Source organism: Pantoea sp. GABEPS69 (assembly GCF_045780835.1).
Taxonomy (GTDB): Bacteria; Pseudomonadota; Gammaproteobacteria; order Enterobacterales; family Enterobacteriaceae; genus Pantoea; species Pantoea septica.
This window is the reverse complement of sequence record NZ_CP118618.1, coordinates 3,157,085-3,170,010: the sequence shown is the minus strand read 5'-3', so window position 1 is coordinate 3,170,010 and position 12,926 is coordinate 3,157,085. Positions and strand designations below refer to the sequence as shown.

7 protein-coding genes are annotated in these 12,926 nt (G+C 62.0%); 6 read left to right on the top strand and 1 reads right to left on the bottom strand.

Going from position 1 to position 12,926, the window contains the following annotated elements:
* The first annotated feature begins 50 nt into the window (after window positions 1-50).
* From gpt to PVE98_RS15550, 4 genes are all read left to right on the top strand, one after another.
* Window positions 51-512: a xanthine phosphoribosyltransferase gene (gpt, locus tag PVE98_RS15565; RefSeq protein ID WP_033752804.1), complete on the top strand. Its 462-nt coding sequence runs from the start codon at window positions 51-53 to the stop codon at window positions 510-512.
* Between the two features lie 176 nt (window positions 513-688).
* Window positions 689-1,936: an esterase FrsA gene (gene frsA, locus PVE98_RS15560; protein ID WP_033752803.1), complete on the top strand. Its 1,248-nt coding sequence runs from the start codon at window positions 689-691 to the stop codon at window positions 1,934-1,936.
* 58 nt (window positions 1,937-1,994) lie between these two features.
* A complete protein-coding gene (gene crl / locus PVE98_RS15555; protein ID WP_033752802.1) occupies window positions 1,995-2,393 on the top strand; it encodes a sigma factor-binding protein Crl in 399 nt (132 codons plus the stop codon).
* A gap of 485 nt (window positions 2,394-2,878) precedes the next feature.
* On the top strand, window positions 2,879-8,848 hold the full coding sequence (locus tag PVE98_RS15550; protein WP_096072657.1) for an autotransporter outer membrane beta-barrel domain-containing protein: 5,970 nt from the start codon (window positions 2,879-2,881) through the stop codon (window positions 8,846-8,848).
* Between the two features lie 275 nt (window positions 8,849-9,123).
* Here the strand turns inward: PVE98_RS15550 and ompC are convergent, their stop codons facing one another.
* A complete protein-coding gene (gene ompC / locus PVE98_RS15545; protein WP_096072658.1) occupies window positions 9,124-10,236 on the bottom strand; it encodes a porin OmpC in 1,113 nt (370 codons plus the stop codon).
* Between the two features lie 255 nt (window positions 10,237-10,491).
* On the opposite strand from ompC, the gene proB reads away from it, so the two are divergent.
* Window positions 10,492-11,595, top strand: coding sequence for a glutamate 5-kinase (proB, locus tag PVE98_RS15540; RefSeq protein WP_096072659.1), 1,104 nt, complete (start codon window positions 10,492-10,494; stop codon window positions 11,593-11,595).
* Between the two features lie 11 nt (window positions 11,596-11,606).
* Entirely contained in the window at window positions 11,607-12,860 is a 1,254-nt protein-coding gene (gene proA / locus PVE98_RS15535; RefSeq protein ID WP_333620655.1) for a glutamate-5-semialdehyde dehydrogenase, read from the top strand.
* The last annotated feature ends 66 nt before the right edge of the window (window positions 12,861-12,926 follow it).

Sequence of the window (12,926 nt, the reverse complement as noted above, 5' to 3'; positions counted from 1 at the left end):
TTTCCCGTTGCACATTTTTAAGCCGATTAAACTGGCTGGGATCGCTATTCATGAGTGAAAAATACGTCGTTACCTGGGACATGCTGCAGATTCATGCCCGCAAACTGGCTCAGCGCCTGCTGCCTGTCGAACAGTGGAAGGGCATTATCGCGGTCAGCCGCGGCGGCCTGGTGCCGGCTTCTCTGCTGGCGCGCGAGCTCGGCATTCGCTATGTCGACACCGTCTGCATCTCCAGCTACGACCACGATCATCAGCGCGAGATGACCGTGCTTAAGCGCGCGGAAGGCGACGGCGAAGGCTTTATCGTCATCGACGACCTGGTGGACACCGGCGGCACCGCGCAGGCGATCCGCGAGATGTATCCCAAGGCGCACTTCGTCACTATCTTCGCTAAGCCGGCAGGCCGCCCGCTGGTGGACGACTACGTGGTGGATATTCCGCAGAACACCTGGATCGAGCAGCCGTGGGACATGGGCGTGGTTTACATTCCGCCTATCGTTAAAGGCGCCTGATCGTTTCGTGTTAACAACGCCCGGCTTGCCGGGCGTTGTGCTTTCTGCCGCCGGCATCCGATAGACGGCGGGTCGCATGGCCTGCCCGCAAAGCGTCCTGCGCTCTTTTGCACCTCGCGCCGCCCCTGACCCTGCAGTACACTTAGCCTCTGCCAGAGCCGTCAGGAGAACCGAGCATGTCGAGCAAAAATCTCAGCGAAGAGTTATTTAAGCCGCACTACAACTACCCCGAAACCTCCTCGCTGGTGCATCGCCAGCATCACGCCCAGGTAGACGTCGAAGCGACGCTGGATGGCAGCAGCCAGCACGGCTGGTATCGCATGCTCAACAAACTGATGTGGACGTGGCGCGGCGTGCCGCCGCAGGAGATCATCGAAGTGCTGGCGCGTATCGCCAACAGCGACCAGCGCCATACCGACGACGCGCTGCTCGACACCGTGATCGGTTTTCGCAGCGGCAACTGGGCGTTTGAGTGGTCGAAGCAGGCGGGCCTCTGGCAGGCGCGCGCGCAGGAAGAGCGCGACGACAGTCTGGCTGGCGAATACTGGCTGCGCGCCTCGCACCTCTTTAGCATGGCCGCCTATCCCTATATCAAAGGCGACGAGCTGGCGGACCAGGCGCAGACGCTGGCGAATCGCGCCTACGAAGAGGCGACGCGTCGACTGCCCGGCGAACTCAAGGCGCTGAGCTTCAATATCGAAGGCGGCAGCCCGATCACCGGCTTTCTGCATATGCCGCCCAACGCCTCGGCGCCATATCCCACCGTGCTGCTGTGCGGCGGCCTCGACTCGCTGCAAAGCGATCACTATCGGCTGTTCCATGACTATCTGGCGCCGCGCGGCATCGCCATGCTGACGCTGGATATGCCGTCGGTGGGCTTCTCGGTGAAGTGGCGACTCAACCAGGACACCAGCTTTCTGCATCAGCAGGTGCTGCGCGACCTGGCGAACGTGCCCTGGATCGATCACCGGCGCGTGGCGGCGTTCGGCTATCGCTTCGGTGCCAACGTCGCGGTGCGGCTCGCCTATCTGGAAGCGCCGCGTCTGCGCGCCGTCGCGACGCTCGGGCCGATGGTGCACAGCCTGCTGACCAGCGCGCAGCAGCAGGACGCCATTCCGGATATGTATATGGATATGCTCGCCAGCCGCCTCGGCATGGCGTTTACCAGCGACAGCGCGCTGCGCACCGAGCTGAATCGCTACTCGCTCAAAGTGCAGGGGCTGCTGGGCCGTCGCACGTCGACGCCGATGCTGGCGGGCTACTGGCCAGACGATCCCTTCGGCCCGGAAGAGGACGCGCGGCTGATCGCCAGCTCCTCCGCCGACGGCAAACTGCTGCCGATCGCCGTCAGGCCGGCGCTGGCGAATTTCGAGCGCGCGCTGAATGAGGTTTGCGACTGGCTGGCAAAGCGGTTACAACAGTAGCTGGCAAATTCACAGCGGTTTGCTTTAATACTAACGGTCAAACTTATGGAGAATTAGCATGACGTTACCGAGTGGTCATCCCCGTAGTCGCCTGCTTAAGCGCTTCACCGAGCTGGGACCGTATATCCGCGAAGGGAAATGTGAAGAAACGCGGTTCTTTTTCGACTGCCTGGCCGCCTGCGTCAATGTCAAACCCGCGCCGGAAAGCCGTGAGTTCTGGGGCTGGTGGATGGAGCTGGACGCGCAGCAAGACCATTTTACCTACGTTTATCATATTGGCCTGTTCGATAAAGATGGCGACTGGTCCGTGGCGAACATCAAGGGAAAAGAGAACGCTCAGAAGGTGGAAGAGACGCTGCGTAACTTCCATACCCGTCTGAAAGCGATGCTGCAGGAGCTGAATCTGGGTCTGACGCCCGCCAGCGGCTTTAAAGAGCCGGTCGATCTCAGCGCGTAATCCTCAACCCTGAACGGCAGGCATAGTTCGATTCGCTTCGGCTATGCCTGTTCTGCATTATTACGGCACTGGCGCTGCGTTTATATTTTTCTCCGCTTTAACGTTATTTCCCGACGCGCTTTTTTATTATTTTTTACTCCCGCTTTTATTTAATCTTCCCTTGCAGACATAAAATATTCTCACGGCTTATTTGATTATGGATATTAACTAAAGCCGCTTGATAAAAGCTGTTTAATCAACGGCAGGCGTTGAAATAACCGGTCCAGCTAAATCAGAGGGCGGCACGGTATAATTCCTATTCTCTTTTTATTGAGGCGGATCGCACTGACGATTTGTAGACGTTTTCCTGACGAAATGGTGTGATACCCGCCAGCGCGACTGCCATTGTCGCGGCTTTTCTCCGTTTGTTATCGGCAAAAAAGAATGCCAACCCGGACACCTAAAAGTCCGGGTGGTCCTGTGCTGTCTCTCTGGAGGAAAACCCTTTGTTTAAATTAAATCCGCTGTTATTAAGCCTGGCCGCTGCGCCCGGGCTGCTTTTTCCGATTACCTGTAGTCAGGCCGCTACGTTAAAACCTTTTTCCCCGTTATTAAATGACTACAAGGCAGGCGTATTTTGCGTCTGTAATGGATCGACGCAAACCCTGAGCGGCATTCAACGCTTTCAGCCGGGCTTAGATGGCGGCCGTCCCATTACCGTCGGCGAATTGTTATCGGGCGGCAGAATTATTTCCGATGACAATGTTATCGGCGCGGATCGCCTGACGTTCGGCGCGCAGGATTATCTGATCAGCGTGCCCGACGTCAACGGCAGCGGCAACAATCAGCTGCCGGTGTTTAATTCGGCAAATATCAGCGCGCTCGCCTCGGTGACGCCCGCCAGCGAATTGCCTGACTACTACAACGTCAACGGCGAGCAATATATTGATGCCCGCGTGGCGCAGGTGAGCAACGGTACCATTAATGTCGATATCGGCGTCGACGGCGCGGCCACCACCGCCGCCACCAACGGCTGGAGCATGGCGGCGAAGCAGAGCCAGCTGTTTACCGCCAGCGGCAGCGGGGCGATGAACTGGCAGTCGGCTAACCGCATCGCCTTTACCGGATCCTATACCGAATACACTTACAACCTGGCCTGGTGGGTAGATAACGTCGCCCAGTACAGCGGCCCGTTCAGCGTCACCACGCTGGACGGCAACAGCCGCGAATTCAACGTCGCCAGCCTGAACGATCTGCGGCAGTACAACGACTGGCTGATTGAGCAGCTGCAGAGCGGCAACCTCAGCGCCGGCAGCTACAACGGCGAATTCAACAAGGCGCTGTCGCTCTACAGCGCGCCCATCGCCTATGTGATTGACGCCGATGAGTACAACGACGAGGTGACGCTGCCGGTGGGCGAGCGCTCGGTGCTGAGCGCCGACGGCCCAGGCGCCAGCGTCTCGGTGCAGAAGGGCGCCACGCTGGAGGTGGTCGACTCGGACGGCGGCGCGGTGCGCGCCACCAACGGCGCGAAGGCCACCATTGACGGCAAGCTGGCCGCCAGCGGATCGGCGGCCCATGAAAACACCGCGCTGCGGCTGGCGGGCGCCAGCGGCGTCAATAACGGCGTCATCAACGGCGGTTTCTTCAATAACGCAGACGGCAGCGGCGTGGATGCGGCGACGCTCGGCTACAGCGGCAGCACGGTACTGGCGACCGGCGGCAGCCGTTTCGTCAACAACGGCGTGCTGAATTACGCCACCACGCAACCAGGCAGCGCGCTGCGGCTCAGCGACGCCCAGGGGATCAACAATGGCGCGATTAACCTCGGCGTAGCGGAGTCGAGCGGTAGCCACAGCAGCGCGGGCGTCTTGCTCGACACCAGCGGCGCCAGCTTTATCAACGCCGCGGGCGGCATCATCTACGTCGGCCGCGCGCCGCAGAACGCGAAAAGCGACGTCGTGGAGGATGTGGCGATTAACCAGAGCGGCGGCGTCAACGCCATTGCGCAGCAGTTTAACTCTACCGCGATTAACGACGGGCGCATCGTGCTCGGCAGCAGGGTGCAGAACGCTGCCGCCATGCGCGTCGAGAACGGGCCGGAAGCGATCGCGCTTAACAACGGCACCATCGATCTCAACGGCCGCGCGCAGTTTCGCCCGGCGGAAAGCGTCGGCCTGCTGGCGATCGATTCCGGCAGCGGCGGACTGGTGGGCAATAACGGCACCATCAACCTTAACGGCGACGGCGGCACCGGCATCAAAGTCATCGCTCGCGACGGCCAGCGCGCCAGCGCTTTCTCCAGCGGGACAATCAACGTACCCGGCCGCGCCGATACCCTGAACGGCAGCTTCAACACCGCAGTATGGGTAAACGGGCAGGGTAGCGGCAAGGCGTCCGCTACCCTGAGCGGCCCCATCGCCCTGCAGGGCTACGGCGCGGTCGGCATTCGCGCCGAGGGCAACGCCACGGTCGATCTCACCGCCGATGCGGTGCCGCAGCTCGGCGGCAGCGGAGAGTACCAGATGGGTTTCCTCGCCATCGGACCGAATGCGCACATCAATCTGCCGCAGGCGGGCAACTATGCCACCGGCCCTGACGACTGGTACGCCACTATTTTCCGCTATCAGGACGGCGCAGACTTCGACGGCGCCGGGCTGACCATCGCGCCGGGCGCGGCGTTCTCCACCGGCATCGAAGCGGTGGGCGAGGGTTCGGTGGTCAACACCCACGGCGCGACGTTTAATATCGGCAACACCTCGACCGGCCTGCGCATCGAGGGCGGCGCGCAGGGCACCATCGATGCGGCGACGCAGCTTAACCTCAACGTCGGCGGCGCGACGGCGGCGGTGGTGGACGGCAACTACTACAACCTGACGCGCTACATCACCAACAGCTTCGACCAGCCTTTCGCCTCGACGCTGGTCAACCACGCGAATATCAACGGTCAGGGCAACCAGCAGATCGGTTTGATCGCCCAGTATCGCGGCGCGCTGATCAATACCGGCGACATCAGCCTGCGCGGCGAACAGAGCTACGGCATCCAGGCGCTCGTCAGCGGCCAGGCGGTCAACAGCGGAACTATCAGCGTCAGCGACGGCGCGATTGCGCTCTATGCGGCGAGCTATCCATTTGACTCCCCCGGCGGAGGCAGCGTGATCACCAGCAGCGGCGCGTTGAACGTGACGGCGGGCAGCGCGGACGGCTTTTTGCCCACCACCGGCCTGTATGCGATGGGCGGCGCGGCGCGCATCGAGCAGAATGGCGTTATCAACCTCTATGGCGGCAACGCGCTGGCGGGCGAGGCGCTTTATGGCGGCGCGCTGGTGCTCGGTCAGCAGAGCAAGGTGGTGTTTCACGATCCCAACCAGACCGCTTACCGGGTGGTGGAGGGAGGCGGCACCATCTATGCGTACGGCAGCAATCAGGATGTCTCTACCGACGGCTCGACGCTCTACCAGCTGGGCGACGGCGCAATCCTCTCGCTGCAGCGGTTAGGGGAGATCACCCTGAGCGGCGCCAACACCACTGGGGTGAAAATGTCCGGCAGCGCCACGCTCTATGACAACGAAACCTACTTCGTTAACGGCAAGGGCGCGGTGGCGCTGCGCGCTTCCAACGGCGCCTACGGCGATCTGGGCGACGTGTGGCTGAACGGCGACGAGACCATTGGCGCAATCAGCGAAAACGGCGACGGCGCGGTGTTTAGCAACCGCAACATCATCGGCAGCGGTAAAAACGTCACCGCGCTGCAGGCGTCCGGCGGCGCGACGGTGATGAACAACGGCACCATTATCCTCGACGGCGAGAACAGCACCGGCGCGCGGCTGCTGGACGGCGGACGCCTGATCAACAACGTCTGGATCCACGTAGCGTCTGGCATTGGGATTGACGCCAGCGAAGGAGCAAGCCTTTATCAGCCCTACAACGGCACGGTGCAGGTAGATGGCGGCATTGCTGGCGCGCGCGTGGAAGAAAACGCCATCCTCAACATTGAGGGCGACCAGCTGTTCCGCAGCGGTATCTGGGTCAAAGGTGGGGCGGACGCGGTATTGCTGGATCGCGGCGCGGCGGGGCTGCAGGCGAGCGAAATTATCCTCAGCGCCGAAGGCGGCGGCAGCGCCATCAACAACCGCGCCGAAACCGCGAATATTGCGCTGAATAACGCCTACCTTATTCCTACTAACGGCGCGGGCATCCGCTCCGCCACGTCGTTCGACTACGGCGGCAAGGCGACGATTGACGTACAGGGCAGCGGCGTCGGCTATCTGTTCCAGAACGAGGATGGCTCCGCCACCGCTAACGATTTGGTGGTGCCGCCAGGCTACGCAATTATCGTCAACGGCAGCGGTGACGGCATTCGCGCCAATACCACCGGCCGCGTCTTCGCCGACGGCTTTATCGCCGTGGGCAGCGAAGCGGGCGGATCGGCGATTGTCACCCGCAGCGCCAGCGAGGTGATAAACCGCGGCACCATCGTCTCCTACAGCCGCGTCGCGCCGGTGATCGATCTGCGCGGCGGCCAGACGGTGTTTATCAACCAGGGCGATATCAGCGCGGAATACCCGGAAACGCCGATCGTGGCGGGCGGCGCGACCAATGACCAGCTCGCCTTTATCGGCGGCAGCGTCATCGGCGAAGTCGATACCGGCAACGGCAGCGATACGCTTGCCGTCACCGGCGGCACCCTCAACGGCAGTCTCACCATGGGCAGCGGCGAGAACAACCAGGCGCTGATCGAGAACGTCAGCCTGGCGAATACCCGTCATATCACCACCGCAGGCGGCGTCGGCAGCACGCTCAGCTTCCGCAACATCGACGCCAGCGGCGGCTCCCTTAGCGGCGACGACCTCAGCAAAGGGGTTAACCTCGGCGCGGGCTGGAGCACGCTCAACTTTACGAAAACTCAGTGGACGCTGACCGACAACCTGAAGCTGGCGCACAGCACCATCAATATCGACCGCGACTCCACGCTGTTTGCCGGGAATAACGTCAACCCGCTGCTGGCGGGCGCCACCGACGACTCGCTGGTGGTGAACAACGCCGGTACGCTCGATCTGAGCAACGGTGGCGCGGGCAACAATCTGCTGACCATCGATGGCACCCTGGCGTCGCTCGGCGGCACGCTGCGGCTGGCGACGCGGCTTAGCGGCGCAGGCGGCCAGAGCGATGCGCTACGGGTGAACGGCGACGTCACCGGCACCACGCTGATTGACGATCGCATTCTCGCAGGCAGCGCCGCGACGCAGAGTGACGCCAGCGGCGACGGCGCGATCGACCGCCGCGAAGGCGTCTCGCTGGCGCAGGTTTCCGGCAACGCCAGCGCCGACAGCTTCGCGCTGCAGGGCGGCTACCTCGCCGCCGGGCCCTGGCAGTACGGGCTGTATGCGTTTGCGCCCGACGGCAGCGGCACGGGCTGGGACTACCGGCTCGCTAACCGCTATGTGTGCGAGGACGGCGCACTGTGCCAGCCGCAGGCGGGCCGCGCCGCATCGCGCGCGGCGCGTCCGGCGCTGGCGCCGCAGGTGCCTTCTTATCTCTCCGCGCCGGTCGGTCTGGCCTACTACACCCAGGCGATTACCGACGATCTGCATAAGCGTCTCGGTGAACTGCGCGACGGCCAGCGCAGCGGCGCGGGCGGCGAGCTGTTCCTGCGCTATCTCGGCTCGAATCTGACCTACCAGAGCAACCGCGACTTTAGCGACTACGGCTTTGACGCCGATATCGACTACAGCGCGGTGCAGCTCGGCGGCAATCTGCTGCAGCTGGACGGCACGAGCGACAGCCTGCGCGGCGGCGTCGCCTATACGCGCGGCAATACGCGCATTCGTCCGCACGCGGCCGACGGCTTTAGCTCAACCACGTTCGACAGCGACAGCGTTTCGTTCTACGGCACCTGGCAGCGCGACAGCGGCTTCTATCTGGACGGCTCGCTGAGCTGGAGCTGGCACCGCGGCGACACCGATGTCGCGCGGCAAAAAGAGGTGGCGAAGCTGAAGGCCGACGGCTGGAGCGCCTCGCTGGAGTCGGGGTATCCCTTTGTTTTCGCCAACGGCCTGCGTCTTGAGCCGCAGGCGCAGCTGACCTGGATGCGTCTGAAGTTCGATGACGCCACCGATAAGGATGGCACCACCGTGAAGTTCGACGACGACGATCAGACCATCGGCCGTCTCGGCGCGCGGCTGGATCGCACCTGGCAGGACGACGCGCAGCGTGAATATACGCCTTATCTGCGCGCCAACTACTCCCACGGCTGGGGCGGTGGCTCGAAGGTAAAAGTCGGCGCGGTGGGGGGCGACATCGGTCAGGATTTCAACAGCGGCAGGTTCGGGCAGATGTGGGACGTCGGCGTCGGCGGCACGACACGCTTCCGCAACGACGTGTCGCTCTACGCCGAAGCGGACTACCGCAAGGAGATCGACGGCAACGGCGCGAAGGGGTGGCGCTATAACGCCGGGGTACGCTGGACATTCTGAGAGGCAAGGTAAGAACCACCGTAAGGTGGTTCTTACAAAAAAGGTGCAAAAGCGGATGGCATGGTCTGATCGCAAAGTCGCTCAAGGCATCCCTGCGCGCTCGGCCCGCGACATCCCTGTCGCGGGACGCTTTGCTCCTCAGACCATGCCATCCACTTATTGACTATGGTGCTGCATAAAGAAAGGGCCGCTGATGAGGCGGCCCTTGTTTATCAGACACATTGAGGGGAAAACACTGCTGCCGTCGCGCGTCGCTTCGCGGCGGCGCCAGATTTTTAGAACTGGTAAGTCATGCCCAGCGCAACCACGTCGTCGTTGTTCAGGCTCAGACGGTTGTCGTCGTCCAGCTGGTTGATTTTGTAATCCACGAACGCCGACATGTTTTTGTTGAAGTAGTAGGTGGCGCCCACGTCGATATATTTCACCAGGTCTGCATCGCCGATACCGTTTTCGATATCTTTGCCTTTGGTCTGCACGTAGCCCAGTGACGGACGCAGGCCGAAATCAAACTGATACTGCGCTACCAGCTCGATATTCTGCGCTTTGTTCGCCGCGCCCGCGGCCGCCAGACCTGTTGCGCGATCGGTGCCGTTGAACGGCGTCATATTGCGCGTTTCGGTATAAATAGCCGCCAGGTAGACGCTATTGGCGTCATACTTCACGCCAGCGCCCCAGGAGTCCGCACGGTCGCCCTGACCGTAAACGCGCGCCTGCTGCTGGTTGGTGCGGTCGGAAGAGGTGATCGCCGACATCACGCTGATGCCGGTATCGGCGATGGTGTAGCCCAGAGACGCGCCATAGCCGTCGCCGTTCTGACGGTTGATATCGGTACGCGAGTTGCCGCCGTTGGCGTCGTTGCGGCCCTGGTACTGCAGCGCGAAGCGCAGGCCGTCAACCAGACCGAAGAAGTTGTTGTTGCGATAGGTGGCTACGCCGGTGGCGCGCTGCGTCATATAGCTGTCAGCACGCGCGGTGCCGTCGCCGCCGAACTCCGGGAATACGTCGGTCCAGGCTTCGACATCATAGAGCACGCCGTAGTTGCGGCCGTAGTCGAAGGAGCCGTACTGACCAAACTTCAGACCGGCAAAGCCCAGACGGGTTTTGTTGCCGTTGTTGGCGTCGGCGCCTTCAGAGTTATTGACGTTGTACTGATATTCCCACTGGCCGTAACCGGTCATCAGGTCGTTGATCTGGGTCTGGCCTTTGAAGCCGATACGTACATAGGACTTATCCCCGTCCTGGCTGTCCGCGTCGCTCAGATAGTGCATCGCTTTTACTTTGCCGTAGAAGTCCAGCTTATTGCCGTCTTTGTTATACACTTCCGCCGCATGAGCAGCAGAAGTCAGCGCCAGAGCAGAGACGACGAGTGCCAGTGTACTTTTCTTCATTTGCTATCAATCCCGATGAGTAAAATGTGTTATGCCCCTGAAAAGGGCTTATAAAACAGGGGACGTTTTACCGTCTGGAGATGAACGTTTTATGACATTTTTTCTGATTTCTTGTGATATGCGAACTTTTGGTCTACCTGCTTGTCTCGGGTTTTTCGTGCTTTTCCCCGGCGGAGAGTTGGCTTCGCTTCTGACTCCTGATAAAAAGTTCCTTCGCAGAAATTTTTTTCTTTTTTTACTTAAACGGCAGGAAATATGAGCGGCAGTCAGACCCTGGTGGTCAAATTGGGGACCAGCGTCCTTACCGGCGGTTCGCGCCGGTTGAATCGGGCGCATATGGTGGAGTTGGTTCGTCAGTGCGCGCAGCAGCACGCGGCCGGCCATCGCATCGTGATCGTCACCTCCGGCGCGATGGCCGCCGGGCGCGAGCACCTGGGTTACCCGGAACTGCCCCCTACCATCGCCTCAAAGCAGCTGCTGGCTGCGGTGGGGCAGAGCCGTTTAATTCAGCTGTGGGAGCAGCTCTTCTCTATCTACGGCATCCATATCGGCCAGATGCTGCTGACCCGCGCGGATATGGAGGATCGCGAGCGTTTCCTTAACGCCCGCGACACCCTGCGCGCGCTGCTGGACAACCATATCGTGCCGGTGATTAACGAAAACGACGCGGTGGCCACGGCGGAGATTAAAGTCGGCGACAACGATAACCTGTCGGCGCTGGCGGCGATGCTGGGCGGCGCCGATAAGCTGCTGCTGCTCACCGATCAGCAGGGGCTTTATACGGCCGATCCGCGCAGCAATCCGCAGGCGGAGCTGATCGCCGACGTGCATGAAATCGACGACGCGCTGCGCGCGCTGGCGGGCGACAGCGTCTCTGGCCTGGGCACCGGCGGCATGTCCACCAAGCTGCAGGCGGCGGACGTCGCCTGTCGCGCCGGCATCGACACTATTATCGCCGCGGGCAGCCGTCCCGGCGTGATCGCCGACGTGATCGCCGGCAATCCGGTCGGCACGCGCTTTCACGCTATGCAATCGCCGCTGGAGAACCGCAAGCGCTGGATCTTCGGCGCGCCGCCGGCTGGCGAGATCACCGTGGACGACGGCGCGCTGGCGGCGATACTGGAGCGCGGCAGCTCGCTGCTGCCGAAAGGCATCCGCGAGGTGCGCGGCAACTTTTCGCGCGGCGAGGTGATCCGCATTCGCAGCCTGCAGGGCCGCGATATCGCGCACGGCGTCTCGCGCTACAACAGCGATGCGCTGCGCATCATTGCCGGCCATCACAGCCAGCAGATCGGGGAGATCCTCGGCTACGAATACGGCCCGGTGGCCGTGCATCGCGACGACATGATCGTCAGTTAAGGAGCGGTCAAATGCTTGAAGAAATGGGAAAAGCGGCGCGCGCCGCCGCATATAAGCTGGCCGATCTGTCGACCGCTGAGAAAAACCAGGTGCTGCTGGCGATCGCCGATCGTCTCGACGCGGAGCGCGACGCAATTCTGGCGGCCAACGAGCAGGATCTCGCCGATGCGCGCGTCAGCGGCATGAGCGCCGCGCTGCTCGATCGCCTGATGCTCAATCCGCAGCGCCTGAGCGCCATCGCCGACGACGTGCGCAAAGTGTGCCAGCTCGCCGATCCGGTCGGCCAGCTGATCGACGGCGGTCAGCTCGACAGCGGGCTGCGCATCGAACGTCGCCGCGTTCCGCTCGGCGTGGTTGGGGTGATCTACGAAGCGCGCCCCAACGTCACGGTGGATGTCGCCAGCCTGTGTCTGAAAACCGGCAACGCGTCGATTCTGCGCGGCGGCAAAGAGACGTGGCGCACCAACGCCGCCACGGTGCGGGTGATTCAGAACGCGCTGCAGGCGTTTGGGCTGCCGGCGGCGGCGGTGCAGGCGATTGAAAACCCGGATCGCGAACTGGTGAATCAGCTGCTGAAGCTCGATCGCTACGTCGATATGCTGATCCCGCGCGGCGGCGCCGGCCTGCACAAGCTGTGCCGCGAAAACTCCACCATTCCGGTGATCACCGGCGGCATCGGCGTCTGTCATATCTATCTCGATGAAACCATGGAGGTCGCGCCGGCGCTGGAAGTGATCGTCAACGCGAAAAAACAGCGCCCCAGCGCCTGCAACTCGCTGGAAACCCTGCTGATCCATCGCGCCGCTGCCGACCGTTTCCTGCCGGCATTTACGGCGCGTATGGCGCAGGAAGGGATCCCGCTGCACGCCGATGAAAATCTGCTGGCGCAGCTGCAGGATAGTCCGGCCAGCGTGACGCCCGTCAGTCAGGGCGATTACGATGACGAGTGGCTGTCGCTCGATCTTAACGTGAAGCTGGTGGATGACATGGACGCGGCTATCGACCATATCCGTACGTATGGCACCCAGCATTCCGACGCTATCCTGACGCGCAGCACGCAGAACGCCAGCCGCTTTGTGAAACAGGTCGACTCCTCGGCGGTGTACGTCAATGCCAGCACACGTTTCACCGACGGCGGCCAGTTCGGTCTCGGCGCGGAAGTGGCGGTGAGCACTCAAAAGCTGCATGCGCGCGGCCCGATGGGGCTGGAGGCGTTAACGACCTACAAATGGGTCGCGTGGGGTGATGATACGCTGCGCCCCTGATTGCGACTTTATTTAACAAAAAGGGTGTCCAGAGCGGGCGCCCTTTTTTTTAACCCCTGTTTTTCG